The organism is Vulcanisaeta sp. JCM 14467 (assembly GCF_001316245.1).
GTDB lineage: Archaea > Thermoproteota > Thermoprotei > Thermoproteales > Thermocladiaceae > Vulcanisaeta.
On record NZ_BBDM01000003.1, the window covers coordinates 145,275 to 168,155 of the forward strand.

Consider the following 22,881-nt stretch of genomic DNA (forward strand, 5'->3'; position numbering starts at 1 on the left):
CTTCCTTATCTGACGTGTGCCATTGTGGAATATCCCTATCTATGTAGTCCAGGGTCTTCCCCCGTCAATCCGAGGGCCTCTGCGCCGATCATGCAGTATGAATCCTCAATTCCAATTGCCAACTTCCAACCATAGGTCCTGGCTATGTTAATGGCCTGGCAGAAGGCAACCCTAATCCCAAGGTCCCTATACGGCCTCTTGAAATCCGCGACGCGGCAATCCTCGCCCTTAACACAGAACCTAATACCTACGGGCCACGTCATTAAACCAAGAACCTTCCTTAATTTAGCACCCTGCTGCTTAATCTCCTCAATAGTTAATGCCATAACACTGAATGCTTAGTTACTTTAAAGGATTTAATCATTTTAATCCAATTAATTTTGCCAATAATATGCGTATATACAATGTCATTGAATACCGTATTCCGCAGAAGGATGTAATGTTGCTTTAACTATATGTGCATGGATGTGCTTGTTATATTGACGGACAAGTATTTAAGCACATATTCACTGTGTGGTCGATGATTCTTGATTTCGCGAAATTACTCGTTAGGTTTAGGGCGTATTGGGCTTTGGTTAGGGGTCTCAGGGAGTTCATTGATGATTACCCATTTGATGAAATAGCGCTTAAGGCTCTCAGGGGTCGTGATGCGGTTTACCCATTTGGTGAGGTGGCGACCTACGGCTCTGCAGTACTTGGCTCGGGAATATACGATAGGAGGGGCTTCCCACGCTTCAAGACCTTGATAACTCAGTGATACTACTGCCGCCAGCCTTCACGCCAAGGAGGCTTGAGAAGATGGCTGAGCTTCTTCGGAACCCACGTTCATGGACGTGAACCTGGAGGGCCAGCTTGGTGGTTTTAAGGTTTCGATGCCCATCATCGTTGGTTCAATGGGCTCCACGGCAATAGCCAGCAAGTTTAGCCTTGAAATAGCCAGGGCAGCCGCTAAAGCCGGTATAATCATGGGCATAGGCGAGAATGCGGCCACGGTTAGGGGTTACTCAAGGAGGTACACGAGGGGTCACCCAAGCTTTAAGGAGAGACTCATGGCCTACCTGACCAATGTTGATAAGTATGGTGGGGTCATCATACAGCAGAACGTGGAGGATGCGTATGACGAGCTCTGGAATAAGGTGTATAGTGATAAGGATGTGGAGCCGTACATCGAGGAGGGGCTTATTGGCTTCGAGATTAAGATGGGCCAGGGGGCTAAGCCTGGGCTTGGTGGCGTGATTAAGATACCGAGGGAGGAAGCCATTAGGCTGAAGGCTAAGTACCACTTCGAGATCGACCCTGAGAAGGTTAAGGATAAGTTCATAACGAGGTATTCAGTGCCAGGCACGTACACGGAGGACATACTAAGGGGCATGATTAGGTTCATGAAGACCGCATACCCAAGGGCGAGGATTTGGATTAAGCTAGGTCCTACAGGGACGTTGATAGGGTCATTAGCATAGCTCATGAGGAGGGCGCTCATGCAGTGGTTATTGATGGTAAGGAGGGTGGCACGGGCATGGCGCCGTCAGTGGCCATGAAGGACCTGGGATACCCAACATTGGTTGCCCTTAAGAAGATTCACGACGCTAGGAAGCTGGGCATAACGGACACGTCATTACTACTCGCTGGCAGGCTCTACAATGGTTCCCACGTGGTTAAGGCCATGGCCCTTGGAGCCAGTGGTGCATATATGGCTAGGCCATTCCTAATAGCGGCCATGGTTAAGGGCGAGAAGGGTGTGGCGAATTACATAGAGGCTGTTAAGGAGGAGATGCAGATGTTAGTGTCGGCATTGGGTAAGTACGATATTAAGGAGGTCAGTACTGAGGATGTCGCAGCACTCGATAAGGACGTTGCAGAAATGTTTGGAATACCCTATGTTTACTCACCCTCATTTTAAAACCTAAATACGGTCTAACTTAATAATGGGTCTCACTAGCGCGTCCCGTGGACCTGAGGGCATTTATCAGGCTTTCTAGGATTGAGCATGGAGTATTAACAAGCCTAATAGTCATTGCATCATACGTGACCGCTGGCGGCAGGAATGCAATAGCCATGGTACTCCTCTTCCTCTCATCGCTACTCACCGAGATCTTCCTCTTCGCAACTAATGATATCTATAACATTGAGGAGGATAGGATAAACAGGCCGGATGCGCCCCTGGTGCGTGGTGAGGCGTCGATTAGTGAGGCTTGGGCGTTATCATTGATATCCGTAATTATCGCCGTGGCGCTCAACATACTTGGTGTGGTGCTTCACTACCTAATGGTTTGGAGCATTTTAATACTGATTACGGCGATAGTACTCGGCTTCTCATATAACTATGGGTTGAAGAGAGTCGTAATAGTGAATAATGTGTTTGTGGCCATAACGTCATCACTAACATTCCTATATGGATTGTACGCCACCTCCTCAACACCACCAACACTCAACTTACCTTACCTCCTCTTTACCGTGTCCTTCCTCGCCACGATGGGTAGGGAGCTGGTTAAGGGTGCTATTGACGTTGCTGGCGATGTAAGGGCTGGCGTTAGGACTGTGGCTAATGTTTATGGTGTTAAGACCGCATTAATAACTGCGGTAGTATTTACGCTGGCCGCAGTCCTCATATCACCACTAATAATAATTCTTGCAATTAGGGAAGTCTATGGATTAGCCCTTTCAATGGGTGTCGCCATGACTGATGGGTTACTCACATATATTTGCGTAAGGCTCCTAAGGAATGCCAATTACATGGGGAGGTTTAGGTCATTGTCCTTGTGGCTATGGCAATCACGATAGTTGCGTATTTACTATTTGCACTGCTCAAGTCGATTTATTAAATTCCAAGGACGCTCCTTAAAATTGCCAGGTAATTCACCTCCTTAAGCTTTATTTCCTTGAGTGACGGTATTTCAATGAGCAGTGGCTTCCTCATCTTCATCCTCATCTTTTCGAAGTCCTCCCTAACACTGTCCACTAGGTTGCTCGTTATTAATATCACGCCGACGCCCTCCTCAATACTAAGCTCCTTAATTATCGATAATACATTCTCGCTCTCACCAACCACCCTGCCCTCAAATCCAAGCAACCTAAAGGTGTATACCGTGTGCTCATCACCAAGGACTACTGCACGCACGTCACTAGGCACTATAATGAATTTATAAAGTTAATTACATAATCACCACGGCTCCCTCTTAAGCCCAAGCAAATAAGCCACGGTGTTCGTTGCCAGGTGTATCGGTGGTGTAATCAATACAGCAATGATCACGTAAATAACCCTTAAAACACCTGGTTGAACCAGCCACAGGGCCAGTAATGCAGCAAGTAGGAAGTCAAGCTGGTCAAGTAACGGCGCCGGCGCACCGCGGGGTAGCCCAAGTCTCCTCTTGATGAATGCCCCGGTTAGGTCGCCTAATAACGCTGCGAGACACATTATGAACACGGTTAATGGCGCTGGTAATTCCAGGGCTATGTTCACGGTTTTAGTCACGATAATGTACGTCAACTCACCAATCACAAAACCGGCAAGTAACCCCGTAATGAAGCCCTCGTACGTCTTACCATCACCAAAGATCCTCCTCCCATCAATGAAATTCCTACCAAAATCTATAGGCGTCCTACGCCTAAACAATTTACCAGCCACAACAGGCGTTGCGTTGGCAACGTATGGGGGCCAAATAATTAATAACGTGATTATAAAATCCCAAAGTAAGCTCACGCACAATCACTCAAAACTATGCTTCTTAAGCAGATGTGTGATTGCCGAATTCTTCGTGATGAATTCCTGACCACACACTAGGCAGTAATAAACGTCCATCCCATTACGCCTAACCGAAACTATTAAGTGCTCCTTAATGTGCCTAAGGAATGCGCCCTCGCCATTCAGCTTCGCGCCACATATATCGCATGTTATTGTTTTACCACCAACCCTGCCGTGCTTACGCATGTGTGTAACGAAGGAATTAGCATCAACCTCAGCTCCACACTTTGGGCATTTTAACTTGGGCCTTGGTATGGCCTTGGCTATTGCATCAACTACCTTATTAACGTCCCCACCCATGTAATCGCATAGTGGGCAGACAACCACCTTAGTCAATGCCTTAGCCACAGCGCTCATAGTCGTGAAACTCTAACCCTCTCACTTTTTAAGTTCTAACACCTAACCAATGTGGTGGCTAGGGTCATAGGCCTTGCAATGCTAGGTGGGACCTAGGCACCGTGGGTTATGTGGCCGGCTCGTCAAGTGAAATTGATAATGCATACTCCGAGTTATTCCTGCGTTGTTACCCAACTACCGTGGACATGACTAGGGAAATGAGTAGTAAGGTCTCATGCATAATCAACGTAATTAAGAGGGGATTACCAATAAATAGTATTGTGTTCCTGCTGGATCCTTACGGTATTGCCAATGACTTAGGCACTAAGTATGGCATTAAGAGGGAGTTAATACTTGATAATGTGTACTCATGGTTCATTAACTACTTAAGAAGCAATGATTTTCTTAATGATACAGATACTGTGGAACTTGATCAGGAATTATCAACGCTAGTACCTAGGGTTAAGGCTGGGATTGGCGGTAATGCCAGCATGATTGCTGGCGTTATGGCGACTATCGTGATGATTAAGAAGGTTGGAGTTAGCGAGTTGCCCATTAGGGTTGTTAATGTTCGAAATGACGCCATTAATTATGTAAGAAGGATCCTCCTAGGTCATTGATCAGCATTTCCGGCGTCAATCACTGATCAGACAAATGCCTCATCATCACCGTATTACTAACATCATAGTTGTTTATAAGGACTTTGTAGTAGGGTGATTCTTAAATACAGCCTATTAATTACTTAGGCTATGGTAGGAGGTACACCAATTAAAGAGAGCGATATTAAGAACTACCCACATGAGGAGTGGACAAGGCCGTTTCAGTACAACGTAACCGCCGGCACGGCTTATTCAAAGTTCCTTGAGGGTTTAAGAAATGGTAAGATTTACGGCACATACTGCAGTAGGTGTGGGCAGGTCTTTGTCCCACCAAAGATGTACTGCCCATACTGCTTCAAACCAGTTGATGGCTGGGTTGAGGTTAAGGATGAGGGTACGGTAATCACGGCCGTGATTAGCTACATAAGTGGTACGAGGGAACCCCTCAAAGAGCCTAAGGTTGTTGGTGTGATTAAGCTTGACGTGCCAGGTAAAGAATTCAGTGAGCATAGGTTCCCTGGGATAATGCATTACCTATGCGTTGATCCTGAGGATGTCAAGTCAATGAAAGTATTTGGTATGAGAGTTAAGGCCCGGTGGAAGCCAGCTAATCAAAGGACTGGGTCAGTACTTGATATTGAGTGCTTTGAGCCGGTGAGGTGATGAGCATGTCCTTCGAGAAGATAAACGTGAATAGGGACATTAGGCACTGGCTTCACACAATTGAGCAGGGCTATAGGTACACCGCAGGTCCAATAGGCACAAAGTTCCTCGAGGGACTCAGGCCGGTAAACTACTCGCCGGTAAGTGCCTGTGTGTGGCAGGTTATTAATGCCTCCCAAGCCTTCTGCCAGTATGACTTCGCGGAGATTAAGGAGTTGGTGGAGATAGCGCCCGTGGGTATTCTCAGGACTTATACCGTGGTTTATGAGGATTCATACGGCAATAAATTACCAAAGCCGGTGATCATAGGCTTCATAGAGTTTCCCGGCGTCACTGGTGGTCTCGTGCATTACATAATCAATGTTGAGCCAGGTAACGTCAGGGTTGGGCTTAAGGTAAGGCCCGTGTTCAAGCCGGAGAGTGAGAGGAGGGGGTCCATAACGGATATTGTTGGGTTTGAGCCTGTATAGACATGAATGGGTGACAAAAATCTTAAATAGGCATAGGGTTGTTGGTTTATCTGAATGAGCCAAGCGCAGCGTAGGATTCCCGTATATAAGAAGATACTGCAGGACAAGATTAAGGAGTGGATGATTAAGGAATTCCTAAACTACAAACTGGCTAAGCAGGGCTATGTTGATTCTGACGTGCTCAAGACACCGCTCGGTACTAGGATAATAATCTATGCCGAGAGACCAAATAGGATAATTGGTAGGAAGGGTGTAATCGTTAAGGAATTAACGGAGCTACTCAGCAAGAAGCTTGAGGTTGAGAACCCAATAATTGACGTGACCCCAATACAGAACCCAGAGCTTAATCCAAAGATCATTGCGAATAGGATTGCGTGGGCAATGACAAAGGGTGTTAAGTTCAGGAGGCTGGTATGATAGCCATTAGGCAGATAATGGATGGAGGTGCAAAGGGCGCTGAGATCACGATTAGTGGCAAGCTAACCAGTGAGAGGGCTAGGTTTGAGAAGTACGTGTACGGTGTCATTTATAAGAATGGATTTGATGCAAAGACTAAAGTTCAGAGGTTTGTGGGACAGGTACTGCTTAAGCCTGGCATATACGGTATTGAGGTTAGGATAACACCACCAATTAGGTTTAGTGATCAGTTCCAGATAAAGCCACCAAGCAGGGAGGTCACTGCCGAGGCCCAGACACAGCAGGTAGAGGGTGGTGAAGGTGGCGAGCAGACAGAGACTTAATGCGAAGACCATTAGGAATATGAAGCCTGAGGATAGGGCGAAGCTATTCAATGACCTGAGGAGCGAGCTACTTAAGTTGCAGACCCAGAGGGAGCGTGGTACCCTGGACAACCCTGGCAGGGTTAGGGCCATTAGAAGGCTATTGCCAGGATATTAACCATAATGAATGAGGAGGCGAGGAAGACCATTAAGGCAAGTGAATGAGTAAGCCATTGTTATTCAAGTTTATAGAAACCGTTAATTGCAGGAATAAGTCCTTAAGCGGCGTCAGTGGCATAGTCATTGAGGAGACTGCTAAGACCGTTAAGGTTTTAACCTTAACGGGGTCCATTAAGGTTATTATTAAGGAGGATTGCTGGTTCTATGTAAACATTAATAACTGCACATACCTGGTTAACGGGCGTAAACTAATTCTTAAGGGAGGGAAAGGAAAATTTTTAAATTCGTAAAATAACCCTGACACGTGTCTGAGCAGGAACTTACCGAACGACTAATTAATGGCATCATTACACGGCTTCAGAATGAGATTAATGAGTGGAGTAACAACGTTAGGCTTAGGCTGAGGCCGAGCTCCTTGACGGTGTTAAGGCAGTCATCGATAAGTACTCGAGCACCCTTGAGAATGTTGATAAGGAGTTGAATATGGAGAGGGAGTACAGGCTTTATGATGAGATGATGAAGGGGAAGAGGGAGAGGTTGAAAATACTCGAGGATGCATATGCCGAGGTTGTTAGGAGGATTAAGGAGAGAATTAGCTCCATGAGGGGCACAGACGATTATAAGAAGTTCCTCAAGAATTCAATAGTATGGGCAATGTCGATAATAGGCTCACGGGAATTAGTAATAACCGTGAGTAAGGTCGATGAGGATTTAGCCAGGGAGATATCAACGGAACTTGGGCTCAATGCAACCATAAATACCATGGATGAGGACATACTAGGTGCGATAGTTGCCTCGGCCGATGGGTCGATTAGGGTTGATGCAACACTTGATTCCAGGCTCAGGCTCATGGAGCATCAAATAAAGACTTTGCTGGCTAATTTGGCATCATCCGGTTGAAACCATTGGTAATGTAGAATTAATTTTAAATATGTAGAATCTAGCGCATGCCGTGTCATCAGGCAAGGGTAGGATTGTCTACATAAGTGGACCAGTGGTTAAAGCCGAACTACCTGGTGCACTACTTTATGAGTTGGTCTTCGTTGGTGAGCTCGGCCTATTTGGTGAGGTTGTCAGGATTCAGGGTGACATGGCGTTTATTCAGGTTTATGAGGAGACCACCGGCTTAAGGCTGGAGAGCCCGTTATTAGGACTGGTGAACCGTTAAGTGCGTGGTTAGGTCCTGGTATACTCAATAGGGTTTATGATGGTGTTCAGAGGCCATTACCACTAATATTTGATCTAACGAAGAGGCCCTTCGTTGCAAGGGGCATTAATTATGAGAAGGCACCACCGCTGGACTTCAAGAGGAAGTGGAAGTGGATACCCAAGGTTAAGGTTGGTGATGAGGTTGAGGTTGGCGATATACTGGGCGTTGTGCCGGAGACGCCGCTTGTTGAGCATAGGATACTCTACCCACCGATTTATAGGACTGGCGGCGTCGTTAAGTACATAGCCCCTGAGGGTGAGTACACGATTGATGATGTTATCGCCGAGGTGGAGACTAAGGAGGGCACTGTGAAGGTTAAGATGTGGCATAAATGGCCCGTGAGGAGACCGAGGCCATTCAGGGAGAAGCTGCCTCCAGTTGAGCCATTAATAACTGGCATTAGGACAATTGATACATTATTCCCAATAGCCATTGGAGGCGCTGCCGCAATACCTGGACCATTCGGCAGTGGTAAGACAGTCACTATAAGGACATTAGCGATGTACAGCGAGGCTAGGTTGGTATTCCCAGTGCTCTGTGGTGAGCGTGGTAATGAGGCTGCAGATGCCCTGCAGGGATTGCTTAAGCTCGTTGATCCAAACACCGGTAGGCCCTTGATGGAGAGGACCACGATCATAGTCAATACCTCAAACATGCCCGTAGCCGCCAGGGAGGCCAGCATCTACATGGGCGTCACAATAGCCGAGTACTTCAGGGACCAGGGATATGACTCATTCCTAATGGCAGACTCAACGAGCAGGTGGCTGAGGCCATGAGGGAGGTTGCATTGCGTATTGGTGAGATGCCCAGTGAGGAGGGATTCCCAGCGTACCTACCGACTAGGTTGGCTGAGTTTTACGAGAGCTGGTAGGGTTGTGACACTGGGTAAGGGCAATAGGCTTGGCTCGGTCACCATTGCGGCATCGGTATCGCCACCTGGTGGTGACTTCACGGAGCCCGTAACAAGCCACACCCTGAGGTTCATAGGCGCCTTCTGGCCGTTGGATGCAAAGCTTGCTTACTCGAGGCATTACCCAGCCATTAATTGGTTGATGGGCTTCAGTAGGTATGTTGACACTGTGGCTGAGTGGTATCAGAAGAATGTGGCCCCTGACTGGAGGGATCTTAGGGATGAGGCAGTCAGGATATTGACCAGGGAGGCTGAGCTTCAGGAGGTCGTGAGGATACTCGGCACAGAGGCACTTAGTGAGCAGGAGAAGCACCTACTAAACGCGGCATTCCTGATTAGGGAGGGCTTCCTGAAGCAGGATGCGTATCACCCAGTCGATGTTAGGTCTCTACCACTCAAGCAGTACTGGTTGCTTAGGCTTATCATAACATTCTACAGGAAGGGTCTTGAGGCTATTAACCACGGAGTACCTGCCTCGGCGCTTAGGGAGTTGGACATTGTTAAGAGGTTGGCTAGGCTTAGGATGGAGGTTAGGAATGAGGAGTATAAGAAGTTCATTGATTATGAGCAGGAGTTGATAAATGCCATTGAGAACCTTATTAAGCAGTACGAGCCTCAGAGGATAACGGTCACTACATAGCTTGAAAGCCTTAAATGCTAATTACTACGTTTATTAACGACCTTATCAATTGATAATTCTCACCTCCGCATAGGATAATCGTATACTTATTACATGAAATACTACCTAGTTTACTCAATTCCTCGGCAGCCTCCTGTGATAACTCATCAAGGTAACTATTGAGCTTAAGTATTAGGAACCTATTTTGTGGGCACACGAATTTGAGGAATAACACTGCATCAGAGCCATTCTTTATGGCAATATCCCTAAGCCTTACAATGGAATCCTCATTAATACTGCGGCTTATCACCGATACGTAGCACCTCTTACATTCGCACTTAAATACCTGGGAGAATTTCGTAACCTCCCTTATCTCATCAATACCCAATCCGCGCAGTAAATTGTTAAGCAGCTCCTCACCCCTGCTCGTTAACTCGGCTCCACCCTTCATGACCCTGATAGCCCCCTGACTCCTAAGCTCATTGAGTACACGCCTCACGACACCCTCCCCCATGCCAGAAACGGCGCTTAGTGAGTACCTACATTCTTCCGTACCTCTTAAGCATTAGTAGCACTGTTAACTCCTCAGCGCTCATTTGCATTAGTCATTACTTTATTTAGGTAAAAATAATTTTTCCTTACCAAGTTATGTTTATTAATCCTTGTAATAACTGTGCCTGGTGATCATCATTTGCCCAGCAAGGGCATGTACGCAAATTCGAAGGAATTACCAATAATAGCCTACAACACCGCCACAAAGAGTCTTGAGAGAATAACATTACTTCGGCCCGGCCTGGCAGGATATACGTGTGTGGTTTAACGCCGTACGATTCAATGCATGTCGGGCATGCCAGGACCTTCGTGTTCTACGACATATTCAGAAGGTACCTCGAGTACCTGGGTGTCGAGGTTAGGTTTGTGACTAACTTCACAGACATTGATGATAAGATAATTAACAGGGCCCGGCAGGAGTTTGGTAGTGACCTTATCAATAAGTGGTATGAGGTACCCAGCAGATACATTAAGGAGTTCTTCGACGCAATGGATAAGCTATATATTAAGAAGGCCTACGCTTACCCCAGGGTCACTGAGAACATAAACGACATGCTGAAGTGGATCCAGGAATTGGTAAGTAAGAACCTGCCTACGTAAGCCCAGATGGCTCCGTGTACTTCGACATAACCAAAGTGCTAGGTACGGCGAGTTTTCGGGACAGAAGATTGAGGATTTAATAGCAGGTGCCAGGGTAGAACCAGAGCCAGGTAAGAGGAACCCACTGGACTTCGCCCTATGGAAGTCCTGGAGTGAGGGTGAACCCTGGTGGAATAGCCCATGGAGCCCTGGCAGGCCCGGCTGGCACCTGGAGTGTGTCGTAATGTCTAGTAAGTACCTCGGCGTACCCTTCGACATACATGGTGGTGGGCAGGACTTAATATTCCCGCATCACGAGAATGAGATTGCCATTGCCAGGGTCTACTTCGGCATTGACTACTTCGCTAGGTACTGGATACACGTGGGCCTGGTCACAATCAAGGGGCAGAAGATGAGTAAGTCCCTCGGCAACATAATACCGATAATGGACGTACTCAGGAAATACGACGGTGAGGTACTTAGGCTTTACTACTCCATGACCCAGTACAGGAAGCCCATGGACTTCGACCCAGACGCCCTAGACCAGGTCAGGAACTCACTAATGAGTATATACGCAGCACATGACATGCTGACGGAAGCCATAAACGAAGCCTCTGACACGGGTGATAAGGACGCCGAGTTATTAAGTAGGGTTAATGAGTTTGTAAGTTCCTTCGAGAACTCACTAAATAATGACATCAACACTAGTGGTGCCGTAGCAACACTAATGGACTTCGCCAGGTACATAACATCCACAGTAATCTACAACACACAACACTACTCAAGAAACGCCCTAACCAATGCACTAACCGCATTCAGCGACCTAGCCAACATACTCGGCATCCTAAACAGGACAAGACTACCACCAACACTGGTCTCGCTAATAAGTACGTTAATTAAGGTAAGGTCCCAATTAAGGGCTAAGAAAATGTTTGATGTCGCCGACGAAATCAGGAATGAACTCAGTAAACTAGGCGTTGTGGTTAGTGATGTCGGTAATAAGACGTATTGGTACATCGACAGGGACAAACTAATGCAGTAAAATTATTTTGGGCAGGCAGAGTCGCCGTGATTCTATACCTGCGGCGACTCTCCAAATCCAAGAATTGACAACCAATTATTAACACGGTTCTCAACACTAAATCCTCGTTACAAACCTCCTCGTCTCATAAAGCCTACCACTGACCAGGTCAATGGCGAGACCAAGTCTCTCAAGTACCTCAACACCTATGAGGACCTCCCGCCCTCAACAATCGCCGCAATCACCGGCGCCTCCTGCCCATCAACTCCACCTCGACAGCTATATAATCAACGACTCGACCACTACCATCAACCAACTCCACACTCACCTTACCAAGGTTTAAGCCCAGTGCATTAGCAACATACCTCGTAATAACCATTATGGTGGAACCAGTATCCACTAACGCGTCAACAGTAACCACCCTATCGCCATTAATGAGCCTCACAGGCACCCTAACGTGGTCCATGCACCACCACTAATTTCCAGGTCTAATAATGCCTTAAATAAGTATTTAGACTTATGTTCAGGCTTAACTAATTTTTAATTAAATCAGGCCCGTGGATAATACTTATTATTTCCCCAACCTATTTCTGCATGTATATGAGGACAGTATTCCTCAGCAACGGCTCATTTGCGGTGTTATATGACGAGAATTACTACATAAGGGACATTTACTACCCATTACTTGGTCAGCATCACCATCACTCCTTCGGCGGTAAGTTCAAGATTGGTATCTGGCATGATGGTAGGTTCACGTGGCTGGAGAGCATCGGCAATAAGGAGATTAAATTAAGTGGTTCGAAAGCCGAGCTCCACGCCCAGTGGGATGGACTTGACATACGCATGGAGGACACCGTGCTAATACCGCAGCCCATACTTGTTAGGCACGTGTCGATTAAGGGGCCTGGCTTCGTCAGGGTTATCTTCTATCACGACTTTAAACTGAATGATTACGAGGCAGGCGATACGGCATTCTACGACCCATCACTAGACGCGGTGTTTCATTACAAGGGGACCACGTGGTTCGGGATAGCATCCACAAACCCAATATATGAGTATACCACGGGTAGGAGGGACCTCAACGTGGTTCTCCCTGACTGTGAGGACGGCGTACTTAGTAAGAACCCGATTGCCCAGGGCTCCGTGGCTTCTGCAGTCTCCATAGCAAGCCCCGAGTTCTACTACTTCATAGTGGCTGGCGATAGTTATGAGAGGGTTATGAGGTTGATAATAGAGCTTAGGGATAAGAATAACGTGGAGACCTACTTCCGCAGGTCAGTGAATTACTGGAGCAACGTGGCCTCCGAGTACGGCGATGATGAGCTAGCTGCCCAAAGCATCGTTGTATTGCTCGGCCACGTTGGTGTTAACGGTTCAATACCAGCCTCCCTGGACACGTCAATCATTAAGTTCAACCTGGACACATACGGCTACCTATGGCCGAGGGATGCTGCCTTCGCGGCCATGGCCCTGGACATGGCTGGTTACTACACCTTCACCAAGCGCTTCTACTCCCTAGTGTTCAAGCTCTTTGGTGGTGAGGGTTTCCTGTTCCAGAAGTATAACCCAAGTGGTACCTGGGGCTCCACCTGGCACCCGTGGACGGCGAGGAGTAGGAAGTCGCTGAATATTCAGGAGGATGAGACGGCACGGTGATCTATGCCTTCTGGCATTACTTTCAGAGGATTAGGGATTACGATTTACTTAGGGAGGTTTATGATGTGATAACGAGGGCCGCAAACTTCATGGTGAACTTCCGGGATGAGAAGTTGAAACTACCCCTTGAGTCCTACGACCTATGGAGGAGAGACTCGGCGTCCACACGTACACGGCTGCCTCAGTGTACGCAGGCTAATCGCCGCAAGTAACCTGGCTAAGATGCTTGGTGAGTATGAAAACGCCAGTAGGTGGGAGGAGGCCGCTGTGGAGGTTCGTGAGGCAATTAGGAACTACCTATTCGATAGGGAGAGGGGCGTGTTCTATAGGTCGGTCAGCATCGATGACGGTAAGGTGGTGAATACGGATAAGACCGTGGACTCAAGCATAATGGGCGTATTCCTCTTCAACGTGTTTGACGTTTACGAACCAATGCTCGAGAGCAGCGTCAAAGTCATCATGAGCAAGCTCTGGGTGAGGACGATAGGTGGTATCGCCCGCTATGAGAATGACTACTACCAGAGGGTTCCAGGGGATTACAGCGGGATACCCGGCAACCCGTGGATAATAACCACGCTCTGGGTCGCCCAGTACTACATGGCTAAGGGTGATTGCCAAAGGGCCAGGGAGCTCATGTCATGGGTTAATAGGGTTAAGACACCCACGAATCTACTGCCCGAGCAGGTTGACCCATTCAGGGGATTACCCACGTCAGTAACACCACTGGTTTGGAGCCACGCGGAGTACCTAAGGACGTACATAATGAGAAAGAGGCAGTGTGCCTAAGTTAAAGTAATTGAAAAATTTAATGGTAATGTAGTCTTAACCCCAGTATGTCTCGTAAAGCCTCATCCAATAACCATTAACAAGCCTATTCTTGCCCAAGACCTCAGTTATTGGAACCCTAATTATGTCACCACCCTATACGCCGTCATCTTACCAAAGTCACCCTCCTCAATCGCGTTGAAGGCCTCCGTGGCGAACCTAACTGCGAGAACCCTATCAAAAGCAGTCGGCGATGCACCCCTGATTATGTGGCCTGGTATTACGGCCCTAGTCTCGAATCCCGTGACCTTCTCTATGTACTGGGCAAGCTCATTACCAACACCACCAAGTCTCGAGTGGCCGAACTCATCCTTAGGACCACCATACTCCTTAATACCCTCGGAGACGATGACCAAGGCCCACCTCCTATCCCTGTAAATCTCCCTAACCCTGTTAGCGACTACGTTCCAATCAACGGGCTTCTCCGGTATTAACACGAAATCCGCCATGGTGGCTAACCCGGTGAATAGGGCGATCCAACCAGCCTCCCTACCCATGACCTCCACAACCCCAACTCTCTCGTGGGAGATCAATGTAGTCTTAAAGGACTCGGTAACCCTAATTGCCTCATTCACAGCCGTGTCAAAGCCGATGGTATAGTCCGTGCCATACACATCATTATCTATTGTCTTCGGAACACCAACACATTAGCCAAGCCCCTAGCCTGCGTCTGGGCAGCCGCGCTCAGAGTATCATCACCGCCGATAGCCACGATAACGTCTAGGCCAAGCTCCCTGAGATTCCTGGCGAAGGCCTCGGCCCTGGCCTCATCCTTAAATGGGTTAGTCCTCGAGGTCCTAATGAATGTACCACCCGTGAATGCGAGGTCTATTAAGTCCTTAGACGTAACCCTCCTAACCTCCCTATCCAGGATACCCCTCCAACCATGAAATATCGCATAAACCTCATGCCTCCTCTCCAGCAGCTTGGTCAGTGTATACACGGCTATGTTAAGCCCAGGCGCGTCGCCGCCACCTGTGAGAATCCCAATCCTCATCTAACCTCACCCAGGACCTCCGTCACCTTCTTACCCTCATAAACCATCTCCGCAAGCACCCTAGCGAACTTTAGGGCATCCCTCCTCTGCCACACATTCCTACCAACTGCAATACCAATGGCCCCGGCCTCGAGGACACCCTCCACCTGCCTCAGGAACTCCTCCTCAGTCTTAGTCTTAGGACCACCAGACATTAGTACAGGGACCTTGCCGGCCACCTTTACGGCCCAGGCGAAGGTTTTTGGGTCGCCAGTATACTTGATCTTCATGGCGTCGGCACCAAGCTCGAGGGCAACCCTGGCGGCGTAAGCCACTATTTCTGGCGCGGTCTCATTCGTCACCTTACCACCCCTCGGGTACGACCAAACAATCAACGGTATATCAAACCTAACAGCATCCCTCTTAATCCTTGCGAGCTCCTCAAACATCTTCCACTCATAGCCACTGCCCGGGTATATTGTGTAGCCCACGGCAGAGGCGCCTAGGCTAACGGCCTCCTCAACAGTGCAGTTAGCCACCGATATCGGCTCGCCATTGTATAGGTTCGTCTTACCATTCAACTTAACAATAAGCGGCACACTACCATCATAGTACTTCTCCGCAATACCCCTCTGGAAGACCACACCATCAAATCCAGCCTCACGTGCAAGCTTAAGTATGTACCCTGGATCAGCCGAGTCTGGGTTGTCCAGGAAGTCCGTTGGTCCATGCTCAATGCCGTGGTCATAAGCCAGTATTATTGACCTACCCCTCCTAGCGAATATCTTCAGGAACTTCTCGATTAACCCCGTCATCAATTACTCCGCTGATTAAGCCATATTTAATATGTGGATGTTAGAAATGTATTGCTGGGTATAATGATTACACCACATTCACGCATTACTACCTTCACTGCCAATTTCAATTCCATAAACATCACGAACCTGCTTAAGCAAGTCATTAATGATGAACTTGAGTATTTCAGAACCAACCTCAGGCTTTACCAAGTCCCTACGTAACGAACCAACAATACCAGTTCCACTGACCTCCATAGTCCTAAAGACATTAATATCGCCCCTAACATCCACGTCGATAATCCTATCCCATCTAACGAGGTCCCTACTTATTGCAGCGATCAACGAGGTCTCAACAGCATCGGCATGCCCAAAGGATGGGAAGTAACTCGTTATGTAATTAACAACCCTCCTATTATATACGTAGTAATGATAAACCCTGGGCCTAGTCCTTGAGTAATTCCACTCCTTAACAACCATGTTCAGGGCATCCACGTTACCGCCATGACCATTAACAAACACAACGCCAACTGGATTCCACGCAGATACACTCTCGACGAAGTCAAGGAGGTAATGAACTAGGCTCTCAAAGCGAACCCACGTCGTGCCTATGAAGCCCACGTGCTCCATTGAAGCCCCAACGGCAATTAATGGGTAAAGCAGGACCCTGTCCGGCATTCTACGTTCAACCTCACTGGCAATGTAATTGGCGATTATGGAGTCCGTACCCAGGGTAGGTGGGGTCCGTGTTGCTCGATTGACCCGATGGGCACGAGTATCAATGGGTCCTTAGGCACATCATCGCGCGTAATGTCGAGTATCCTCACGCAGTGACGCTATGCGCATTACTATTAAAAGCCTGTGCCCAGGCCTCTTATCCTCACCCTAACGACCTCCCTGGTATGCGGGCCCAATGCCGACCCAAGGACACGTTGCGTGAACCTATCAAAGGCACAAACATCTCCACTCGCTGGCAACCCACATACCTTACATAAATGAACCTCGCCAATCCCTGAACCACTTGCCCTAGCCATAGTCCTGAAGGAGTCAATATTCTTAACAATGCCCTTCAGGAAGCCCAACTTAATACCTGGGTGCTTCCTCTCAAGCTCATTAAGCATGTCCTTCAATCTATCCTCCAGCACATTCCTCGGCTTGTAAGGGCAGGGCTGGGCAACGAAGGGCAACTCCGCGGCTATTGAGTATAGCAGTGTCTCCCTCTCGTAGGTCTCGTACAAAGGCCTTATATGGGCCACACCACTCTCCATGGTCTCCGTCCTCGGCACAAGCTTAACTAACGAGCCATAATCATGAATAAGCAAGGCCTTCAATGCATACGCCGCTAGGTCATCCGCATGATGACCAGTGGCCACTGAGGAAGCCCTAAGCTCAACCGCAGCTGCATTGTAGATGTACCTACGTGTTAAGCCGCATATCGAGCACGGAGGCCTACCGAACCTATTACGGCGAACCAGGTCTGGGAAGTTCATGTTGAATAACTCCCTATACGTAATCATGACCAGGGGAACCCCACTCATCTTCGACAACTCCTCAACTGCAAGCCTAGCCAGCTCAGAATAGCCCGGCAATCCCTGATCAATATGCAGCGCCACCAAGTCGAATTTAAGACTCTTCCTGAGCTCCGACAGTATGTGGAGCATCGCGGTACTATCCTTACCACCCGACACCGACGCCATGACCGTATCGCCACTCCTAATGAGACTGTACTCCTCAACGACCTTACCAACCCTCCTCCTAACAAACTCAAGGAAGTGCTCCCTACAAAGCGTCAGCCTGGCATACGGAATCCTGACAAAGGCACTCTTACCACAAACACTACACCTGCCAGGTATTGACTCCCTAACAACAACCACCCTATCACCAGCACGCAAATTCACGCCAAAATCCCTAACCAACATGCCATTAACAAACACGTGAGTAGCATCACCAGCCCTAACCTCACCCAACAACTCCCTAACACTTAGGGAACCACCACTAACCACCGCGCGCCTACACTCCTGAACAAAGTCAACCACGACAGACATAGAACAACAATAAGGGGCAAAAGCCCTTAAAAACCAATAAGCACGATTCAGCCATTATATTTAGCATACCATGATTAACCTACGCCTAAATTTACGACCTTTAATTTAATTCACGATTAATGCGGAACTAAATAAAAATAAGAAATGAAAGAAACAGATATAATCAAGTTTAATTCATTTTGAAACCCACATATCATATATAAAATTTAAAAGCCCAAAATAATCCTACTTTAATGTCCTTACCCGTCATTACCGTCTGCGAGACCTATGGTACAGGGAGATGCGAGGTAATCGTTGAAGACAGCCGCGTTAAGGGCGTCCGTGGGAGGGGCTGTACTTTAGGCAGGTCTTCAAGATTCGTTTACTTCATAATTAATGACGAAGTGCTCCACGTATCACAACTACCAGGCTCAAGGGTTGTTAAGGCACATGATAATGAGGTTTGCTGGGAAGTACCCGCCAACGTCATAGCCGGCAAGATCGGCTTCGAAGTATCATTTACAAGGAGACATAGCGAACCAATAATAACGTTATTTAAGGTCCGTGAGGGAATTACCGAGAGTAATGAGCTTAATAAGGTAATAGAGCCTGTCAACATAAACGAGAATGATCTCGTAAAATATGTTTGGGATGGGAAGCTTAAGTTCAGGTACTTCGGTAATGAGGGCGCCTACGACAAACTCTACCTCGACATGGTGCTCAAGCTCATTGATGAATTCAGAAACAACCTAAACCAATGTGGTCTCAAGTGGTCTATTAAAGGTGATGTCGCAGGCTCAATAGTTGAGAATCCCGCCCTCGAGTACCTGCACGCAATGATATTCCCATTCGAGAACTCCAGACTCAACGCATTTCACCAAAGAATCACTAAGTCCTACGAGCTTTGGGTATTATCGAAAGTGATTAGGGCCTTATGCGATGCCGGTGGTAAACCGCTTAATGATAAGGCTAGTATTTATGAACGATGGCTCTACCTACCGGTCATAACATTTAGCTTCGGCAATAAGTGCGTGCACATTCTTTACCAGGCGGATATAGTCACGCACGTAGCTAAGATAGTCGATATTGAGAAAAACCCATGCATACCAAAGTGGATCCCCGAGTGCCTGAGTAAATGCGGTGTTAGTTGGAGTAGGGTTCATACGGCACCCGACATCATGCTAATGATGACTAATTGCGGTGAAAAGGTCGAGCTTGAATGTTACGCGCCATTTAGGATGCCCCTTACCTGGCAGTACTTCGAAAAAATACCACTCATAATAGAGACGAAGCTCAGAATCTCGAAGACCCGCGGCAGGGGTGTACTGAGCGAGTACGAGACGTTGAGCGTGGCAATCAAGCAGGTATGCATGTATAAGTGCCTACTCAGGGATAGACCGAGGATCACCGTGGTTACCCACGATAGCGTCAATGACGACGTTAAGGACGATTTAATGAAGGCTGGGGCCACGGTAATTGACGAATTAATGCTTGGGAATGAGGCAAGGATCAACGAGCTACTGAATATAATCAGGGGCTCACTAGGGATTTAGGTGCTGGTTCACGGTCATTATTAAAATCACTCACCTTCCTCGGTTTCCTTTGGTATTGGTACCCTGGCTATTAATACTCCCCTACCAAGCCTAATGTTTATCTCCTAGCCAGCATCCGGCGGAGACAACAACTCCTCAGTCCTAACAACATCCACCACAAACAACTCATAAAGCCTCCACAAAACCTCCTCCTCACGACCCCCAGCAACCCTGACCTTGACTCCCATCTCCGTTAGGTCATTAACCGTTATCGCAGCACTATGCTGCTTAAACCCAGTAAACCTCCTCGCAACCTCCCTAGCCCTATCAACATCACCCCTAAACATCCTAGCCGTCAAAACCCTAACCAACAAATCAACATTATGCTCAAGAGCCCTAGCATAATCACCAATCTCAACAATGGGGAGCCTATCCAACAACTCAGAAATAACCCTATCAGGCAACTCACCTCTCCTCAACATCTCAAGAACCTTATTAAAGGACTCGATGATCGACTGTATCGGCACAAACCTCCTAGCCCTAGCATAGTAAATCGCTGGGTCTATTGGGGCCGAGTTCGGCTATTGGCGTCATGACAAGCTCATCACCCGAGAGGGCCACGAGCGAAGCCGCACTCTTCGCAAGCCTAAGCACGTAGATTATGAGCCTACCACTAACGACGCCCTGCAAATACCTAGCCAGTAGGTAGGCCTCATCAACGTCGCCATCAGCTGAGTTAAGGACCACGGCGAGGTCCTTAAAACTTAAGCCCCTAACGGCCGAGTAAACCGCATCGACAACCCCACGATCAATAAACCTATACGGGGACATGATGATAGGCAACACGGGCATACCAACCAAACCCTCAAACTCAGCAAGCAACCTAGAAGCCTCACCAACAAACCTCCTAAAGGCGTAGGGAACATCCTCACCAGAAGCCTCAACAAGCATTAAACTAAGAAATAAACAGGGAATAAAAACTAAACAACCCACGGCGTATGTAAACCCTAGGAGCGAATTAACGGGGAAGATGCGTAATAAATAATGCTCACCTTAACTCCCACACCTTAAGCCCACAACCATGGTACGTATCCTTACCCGGACACCTCCTAACCCTACCCTCAAACAATTGGAACGCCCTCCCGAAGTTAAACGCACCATGCCGAAGCTGCCCCTTAAACACCCTCCTCACCACATACGCAACATAATCAGCCAATTGTAGGGGAGGCTCCTCCACGGAGGATTCAAATGCCTTGAGCAATCTATAGGTCGGCCTAGCTCGTGAATTTTTAATGGCATACTCAATATCATCCCTAACCCTATCATTTAGGACGCCTCCCAATGAGTCGATCACCATAACGGCCCTAGATTGATCAGGGTATAATGATTTAGTCATGAATACTCGCTCGATTAAGTTCATTATTGCGTACCTCCTTATTACATTGGGCCTATTCACCCTTATATTACCCACCGCCTTCACAACCACTATATTAAGCAGGAAGTTCAGTCCAGAGATTAATTCGGCGAAGTCATTAAATCCTGGGCCCTAACATCCTTACTAACTCCACGCCACTTATTAGAACCCGTGACAACATCGATCGTGTGAATCTCCACCACGCCACTAACGCCGTACTTCTTCGGCAAGGCATTAATGAAGTCACTTATTTGATTAGATTAGATATGTAATTCACATCCATCTCATTAATAATCACGGAAACTAAAACATAAGATCCACGATTAAGCTGATCCGGCTGACCAGACTCATCAACATACACAAATAAGCACATATACACAATCCACCATTTAACCCTTAATCAATATTTAAAAAGAAATAGGTTTTTAAACAATGGCGAAGCAAAAGATACTGAACAGACCAGGGGAGGATTCCCGTGACGGAGCCCCATTGGCTCTTGCCACGGGAGATGAATCCCTATTTTATTCTTCTGGTTTATCCCTTGATTTACGATAATATTCCGTATTAATTATTTTTAGCCTTCGCATGATTATGATACTTGATTCGTCTGTATGTTCTTCCCCTTCTTCCTTGTACTTAGCTTTGTGATTCCTTCCTGCGCATTATCTCCATACCCATCCTCATCACCTTACGATGCAAGGCTGGGAATGTCAATGCTATTGCCAGGAATGTCACGATGAGGACAGCTGCCGGCGTTGGAGTCAGTAGGGTTAGTGAGCCGTACAGGGCTCCGAATAGGGATGATGCCGTTGACAGGGTCCTCGCATTGTATATCGCATCCGCCAATACGTACCTCAGGGCGTTGCCCGTAAACACGGTGCCAGCGGCACTTAAGGCGTTTAGGGAGGTAATGCCAATAATCATGGCCAACGGCTCCCTATAAATGTAGCTATCAACGTGAGTGCGAGCCCGAGGAGTGTGCCGTATAGGAATAACCTGCCGGAGAGCACGACCCTATCGCCTATGACCATGAAGATCACCCTTCCAGCAATTGCCGAGACCTCCGAGACCACGTAGAACACTGCATATAGTAAGGCCCCGAAGGATGGGGCTATCGACAGCAATATTGATATTGATATGTTGTGGATGAACGTCATGACGTAGAGCGTCACAGCGTCACCGCTGAAGGCGGTCCTGGATGATGCTCTCCTCGGTATGGTAACCTTAAGCCCAACCCTCCTACTGAGCAGTAGTGATCCTAGAATGGTCATTAGCGCGAACTGGAGCAGGGCGAGTACGCCAAACGCCATGGTGCCAATCCTGAGGAATACCGCCAGTAAGGCCGTCATTGCTAAACCGCCGAGTTGAAATACAAGGTTAAGGGCGTTAAGCTCTGGCAATGCTTGGCACGTTCTCCACGGCAATACCACCCAGGATACTTCTCTCAATCCACAGCGCCACCGAGTACGTAAGTAACATGGCCAGGAGTACAGTTAGGTGATCAGCAGTTGAATCGAGGAACATGAGGGTTAATATTAACACGCCACGGAATGCCATAAACACTAACATAAGCACTTGAGGCCTTATGACGTAAAGTGCGTAAAGCCCAACAATCAACAAACCCACGCCAGAACCCAGGGTAGCCATGGCCACAGCCAACGCGGAGCCATATACGCTGTGCACTGTGGCGTAGGCGTAATACACGATTATAGACCTAAAACCCACATCCACAAACCTATACAAGAAATAGAAAACCAAAAGAGAAGCAAACCTAACATTGGCATTTCCCATATGCATCAAGCACTCACTCCTCATGGACTCTATCAATGATTATTGGGCTATGTTTAGCCATATTATTCAACATTATTACCTGGCATGTTTATAAGCCTTATGAAAGGATCACTAACGGGCATAGAAACGGTCACGGTTATTGTTATCGAAGAATAGAACGTAATTTGGTGCGGCCGCCGGGATTCGAACCCGGGTTCTGCGGCTCGGCAGGCCGCCATCCTAGACCAGGCTAGACTACGGCCGCGAATTTTACTGTGCTTTTGCCGGAT

Annotated in this window: 32 protein-coding genes, 1 tRNA gene and 5 pseudogenes; 19 read left to right on the plus strand and 19 right to left on the minus strand. The window is 47.7% G+C overall.

Annotated elements, in window-relative coordinates; all coding sequences use genetic code 11:
- Nucleotides 1-35 precede the first annotated feature (35 nt).
- Nucleotides 36-326 carry a DUF169 domain-containing protein gene (locus JCM14467_RS15840; RefSeq protein ID WP_252900703.1) on the minus strand — a complete coding sequence of 97 codons (291 nt, stop codon included), beginning with the start codon at nt 324-326 and terminating at the stop codon, nt 36-38.
- A 194-nt stretch (nt 327-520) separates the two neighbouring features.
- Between JCM14467_RS15840 and JCM14467_RS04495 the strand changes: the two are divergent.
- Nucleotides 521-1,900 (plus strand): annotated as a pseudogene (locus tag JCM14467_RS04495) (glutamate synthase-related protein).
- 47 nt (nt 1,901-1,947) lie between these two features.
- Nucleotides 1,948-2,781 (plus strand): geranylgeranylglycerol-phosphate geranylgeranyltransferase, encoded by an 834-nt coding sequence (locus tag JCM14467_RS04500; RefSeq protein WP_252900704.1) that lies wholly within the window; start codon nt 1,948-1,950, stop codon nt 2,779-2,781.
- A gap of 37 nt (nt 2,782-2,818) precedes the next feature.
- Here JCM14467_RS04500 and JCM14467_RS04505 read toward each other — a convergent pair whose 3' ends face one another.
- From JCM14467_RS04505 to JCM14467_RS04515, 3 genes are read right to left on the minus strand one after another with little or no spacing between them, the layout of a single operon-like run.
- On the minus strand, nt 2,819-3,130 hold the full coding sequence (locus JCM14467_RS04505; RefSeq protein WP_054849303.1) for a V-type ATP synthase subunit F: 312 nt from the start codon (nt 3,128-3,130) through the stop codon (nt 2,819-2,821).
- A 30-nt stretch (nt 3,131-3,160) separates the two neighbouring features.
- On the minus strand, nt 3,161-3,700 hold the full coding sequence (locus JCM14467_RS04510; protein ID WP_054849304.1) for a CDP-2,3-bis-(O-geranylgeranyl)-sn-glycerol synthase: 540 nt from the start codon (nt 3,698-3,700) through the stop codon (nt 3,161-3,163).
- Between the two features lie 6 nt (nt 3,701-3,706).
- A complete protein-coding gene (locus tag JCM14467_RS04515; RefSeq protein ID WP_054849305.1) occupies nt 3,707-4,099 on the minus strand; it encodes a hypothetical protein in 393 nt (130 codons plus the stop codon).
- 101 nt (nt 4,100-4,200) lie between these two features.
- Between JCM14467_RS04515 and JCM14467_RS04520 the strand changes: the two genes are divergently transcribed.
- From JCM14467_RS04520 to JCM14467_RS04555, 9 genes and pseudogenes are all read left to right on the plus strand, one after another.
- Complete coding sequence (locus tag JCM14467_RS04520) at nt 4,201-4,698, plus strand: hypothetical protein (RefSeq protein WP_252900705.1); 498 nt, start codon at nt 4,201-4,203, stop codon at nt 4,696-4,698.
- A gap of 129 nt (nt 4,699-4,827) precedes the next feature.
- The gene (locus JCM14467_RS04525; RefSeq protein WP_054849306.1) at nt 4,828-5,340 is read left to right on the plus strand and encodes a Zn-ribbon domain-containing OB-fold protein; all 513 of its coding nucleotides are present in this window, start codon (nt 4,828-4,830) and stop codon (nt 5,338-5,340) included.
- Nucleotides 5,340-5,810: a Zn-ribbon domain-containing OB-fold protein gene (locus tag JCM14467_RS04530; RefSeq protein WP_252900706.1), complete on the plus strand. Its 471-nt coding sequence runs from the start codon at nt 5,340-5,342 to the stop codon at nt 5,808-5,810. Before JCM14467_RS04525 ends, JCM14467_RS04530 begins: the two co-directional genes overlap by 1 nt.
- A gap of 54 nt (nt 5,811-5,864) precedes the next feature.
- A pseudogene (locus JCM14467_RS04535) lies at nt 5,865-6,550 on the plus strand (30S ribosomal protein S3).
- Complete coding sequence (gene rpmC / locus JCM14467_RS04540; protein WP_342765461.1) at nt 6,528-6,707, plus strand: 50S ribosomal protein L29; 180 nt, start codon at nt 6,528-6,530, stop codon at nt 6,705-6,707. Before JCM14467_RS04535 ends, rpmC begins: the two are co-directional and overlap by 23 nt.
- A gap of 43 nt (nt 6,708-6,750) precedes the next feature.
- Nucleotides 6,751-6,999, plus strand: a complete 249-nt coding sequence (locus JCM14467_RS04545) for a ribonuclease P protein subunit (protein WP_054849308.1) — start codon at nt 6,751-6,753, stop codon at nt 6,997-6,999.
- 14 nt (nt 7,000-7,013) lie between these two features.
- Complete coding sequence (locus tag JCM14467_RS15845) at nt 7,014-7,190, plus strand: hypothetical protein (RefSeq protein WP_252900707.1); 177 nt, start codon at nt 7,014-7,016, stop codon at nt 7,188-7,190.
- Entirely contained in the window at nt 7,145-7,609 is a 465-nt protein-coding gene (locus tag JCM14467_RS04550) for a V-type ATP synthase subunit E (protein WP_304956486.1), read from the plus strand. Before JCM14467_RS15845 ends, JCM14467_RS04550 begins: the two co-directional genes overlap by 46 nt.
- Nucleotides 7,610-7,661: 52 nt before the next feature.
- Nucleotides 7,662-9,469, plus strand: a pseudogene (locus JCM14467_RS04555) (V-type ATP synthase subunit A).
- A 10-nt stretch (nt 9,470-9,479) separates the two neighbouring features.
- Here the strand turns inward: JCM14467_RS04555 and JCM14467_RS04560 are convergent.
- Nucleotides 9,480-9,962 (minus strand): hypothetical protein, encoded by a 483-nt coding sequence (locus JCM14467_RS04560; RefSeq protein ID WP_252900710.1) that lies wholly within the window; start codon nt 9,960-9,962, stop codon nt 9,480-9,482.
- 177 nt (nt 9,963-10,139) lie between these two features.
- On the opposite strand from JCM14467_RS04560, the gene JCM14467_RS19350 reads away from it, so the two are divergent.
- From JCM14467_RS19350 to JCM14467_RS19365, 4 genes and pseudogenes are all read left to right on the plus strand, one after another.
- A complete protein-coding gene (locus JCM14467_RS19350) occupies nt 10,140-10,268 on the plus strand; it encodes a hypothetical protein (RefSeq protein ID WP_256359203.1) in 129 nt (42 codons plus the stop codon).
- On the plus strand, nt 10,256-10,600 hold the full coding sequence (locus tag JCM14467_RS19355) for a class I tRNA ligase family protein (protein ID WP_256359204.1): 345 nt from the start codon (nt 10,256-10,258) through the stop codon (nt 10,598-10,600). Before JCM14467_RS19350 ends, JCM14467_RS19355 begins: the two co-directional genes overlap by 13 nt.
- A 37-nt stretch (nt 10,601-10,637) precedes the next feature.
- Nucleotides 10,638-11,120, plus strand: a pseudogene (locus JCM14467_RS19360) (class I tRNA ligase family protein); the annotation flags it as partial.
- 45 nt (nt 11,121-11,165) lie between these two features.
- A complete protein-coding gene (locus JCM14467_RS19365) occupies nt 11,166-11,621 on the plus strand; it encodes a CysS/YqeB C-terminal domain-containing protein (RefSeq protein ID WP_256359208.1) in 456 nt (151 codons plus the stop codon).
- Nucleotides 11,622-11,841: 220 nt separating this feature from the next.
- Here the strand turns inward: JCM14467_RS19365 and JCM14467_RS04570 are convergent, their stop codons facing one another.
- Nucleotides 11,842-12,066, minus strand: coding sequence for an aspartyl protease family protein (locus JCM14467_RS04570; RefSeq protein ID WP_054849309.1), 225 nt, complete (start codon nt 12,064-12,066; stop codon nt 11,842-11,844).
- 134 nt (nt 12,067-12,200) lie between these two features.
- On the opposite strand from JCM14467_RS04570, the gene JCM14467_RS15855 reads away from it, so the two are divergent.
- Genes JCM14467_RS15855 through JCM14467_RS15865 form a run of 3 tightly spaced genes read left to right on the plus strand, consistent with a single transcriptional unit; the run spans nt 12,201 to nt 14,042 of the window.
- Entirely contained in the window at nt 12,201-13,256 is a 1,056-nt protein-coding gene (locus JCM14467_RS15855; protein WP_252900711.1) for a hypothetical protein, read from the plus strand.
- Complete coding sequence (locus JCM14467_RS15860) at nt 13,253-13,468, plus strand: hypothetical protein (protein WP_252900712.1); 216 nt, start codon at nt 13,253-13,255, stop codon at nt 13,466-13,468. Before JCM14467_RS15855 ends, JCM14467_RS15860 begins: the two co-directional genes overlap by 4 nt.
- Nucleotides 13,469-13,478: 10 nt before the next feature.
- Complete coding sequence (locus JCM14467_RS15865) at nt 13,479-14,042, plus strand: hypothetical protein (RefSeq protein WP_252900713.1); 564 nt, start codon at nt 13,479-13,481, stop codon at nt 14,040-14,042.
- A gap of 122 nt (nt 14,043-14,164) precedes the next feature.
- On the opposite strand, the gene JCM14467_RS15870 is transcribed toward JCM14467_RS15865, so the two are convergent.
- The 5 genes and pseudogenes from JCM14467_RS15870 to JCM14467_RS04595 all read right to left on the minus strand — a co-directional run bounded on the left by JCM14467_RS15870 (nt 14,165) and on the right by JCM14467_RS04595 (nt 17,896).
- Nucleotides 14,165-14,695 (minus strand): 6-phosphofructokinase, encoded by a 531-nt coding sequence (locus JCM14467_RS15870; RefSeq protein ID WP_252900714.1) that lies wholly within the window; start codon nt 14,693-14,695, stop codon nt 14,165-14,167.
- Between the two features lie 8 nt (nt 14,696-14,703).
- Nucleotides 14,704-15,078: a 6-phosphofructokinase gene (locus JCM14467_RS15875; RefSeq protein WP_252900715.1), complete on the minus strand. Its 375-nt coding sequence runs from the start codon at nt 15,076-15,078 to the stop codon at nt 14,704-14,706.
- Nucleotides 15,075-15,872, minus strand: a complete 798-nt coding sequence (locus JCM14467_RS04585) for a class I fructose-bisphosphate aldolase (RefSeq protein WP_054849310.1) — start codon at nt 15,870-15,872, stop codon at nt 15,075-15,077. The genes JCM14467_RS15875 and JCM14467_RS04585 overlap by 4 nt, the downstream gene beginning before the upstream one ends.
- A gap of 78 nt (nt 15,873-15,950) precedes the next feature.
- A pseudogene (locus tag JCM14467_RS04590) lies at nt 15,951-16,678 on the minus strand (creatininase family protein).
- A gap of 24 nt (nt 16,679-16,702) precedes the next feature.
- Nucleotides 16,703-17,896, minus strand: coding sequence for a tRNA lysidine(34) synthetase (locus tag JCM14467_RS04595; RefSeq protein WP_054849311.1), 1,194 nt, complete (start codon nt 17,894-17,896; stop codon nt 16,703-16,705).
- Between the two features lie 233 nt (nt 17,897-18,129).
- On the opposite strand from JCM14467_RS04595, the gene JCM14467_RS04600 reads away from it, so the two are divergent.
- On the plus strand, nt 18,130-19,428 hold the full coding sequence (locus JCM14467_RS04600; RefSeq protein ID WP_054849312.1) for a hypothetical protein: 1,299 nt from the start codon (nt 18,130-18,132) through the stop codon (nt 19,426-19,428).
- A 104-nt stretch (nt 19,429-19,532) separates the two neighbouring features.
- On the opposite strand, the gene JCM14467_RS04605 is transcribed toward JCM14467_RS04600, so the two are convergent.
- The 8 genes from JCM14467_RS04605 to JCM14467_RS04635 all read right to left on the minus strand — a co-directional run bounded on the left by JCM14467_RS04605 (nt 19,533) and on the right by JCM14467_RS04635 (nt 22,856).
- Nucleotides 19,533-19,934, minus strand: a complete 402-nt coding sequence (locus JCM14467_RS04605) for a hypothetical protein (RefSeq protein ID WP_252900718.1) — start codon at nt 19,932-19,934, stop codon at nt 19,533-19,535.
- Nucleotides 19,935-19,947: 13 nt separating this feature from the next.
- Nucleotides 19,948-20,358, minus strand: a complete 411-nt coding sequence (locus JCM14467_RS04610) for a hypothetical protein (RefSeq protein ID WP_054849314.1) — start codon at nt 20,356-20,358, stop codon at nt 19,948-19,950.
- A gap of 97 nt (nt 20,359-20,455) precedes the next feature.
- Complete coding sequence (locus JCM14467_RS04615; protein ID WP_054849315.1) at nt 20,456-20,893, minus strand: DUF3800 domain-containing protein; 438 nt, start codon at nt 20,891-20,893, stop codon at nt 20,456-20,458.
- Between the two features lie 29 nt (nt 20,894-20,922).
- Nucleotides 20,923-21,051 carry a hypothetical protein gene (locus tag JCM14467_RS19370; protein WP_256359205.1) on the minus strand — a complete coding sequence of 43 codons (129 nt, stop codon included), beginning with the start codon at nt 21,049-21,051 and terminating at the stop codon, nt 20,923-20,925.
- 406 nt (nt 21,052-21,457) lie between these two features.
- Nucleotides 21,458-21,745 (minus strand): hypothetical protein, encoded by a 288-nt coding sequence (locus JCM14467_RS04620; protein ID WP_054849316.1) that lies wholly within the window; start codon nt 21,743-21,745, stop codon nt 21,458-21,460.
- Nucleotides 21,742-22,245, minus strand: coding sequence for a hypothetical protein (locus JCM14467_RS04625; protein WP_252900719.1), 504 nt, complete (start codon nt 22,243-22,245; stop codon nt 21,742-21,744). Before JCM14467_RS04625 ends, JCM14467_RS04620 begins: the two co-directional genes overlap by 4 nt.
- On the minus strand, nt 22,208-22,648 hold the full coding sequence (locus JCM14467_RS04630; RefSeq protein WP_054849318.1) for a hypothetical protein: 441 nt from the start codon (nt 22,646-22,648) through the stop codon (nt 22,208-22,210). Before JCM14467_RS04630 ends, JCM14467_RS04625 begins: the two co-directional genes overlap by 38 nt.
- Nucleotides 22,649-22,777: 129 nt before the next feature.
- A tRNA-Gly gene (locus tag JCM14467_RS04635) sits at nt 22,778-22,856 on the minus strand.
- Nucleotides 22,857-22,881 lie beyond the last annotated feature (25 nt).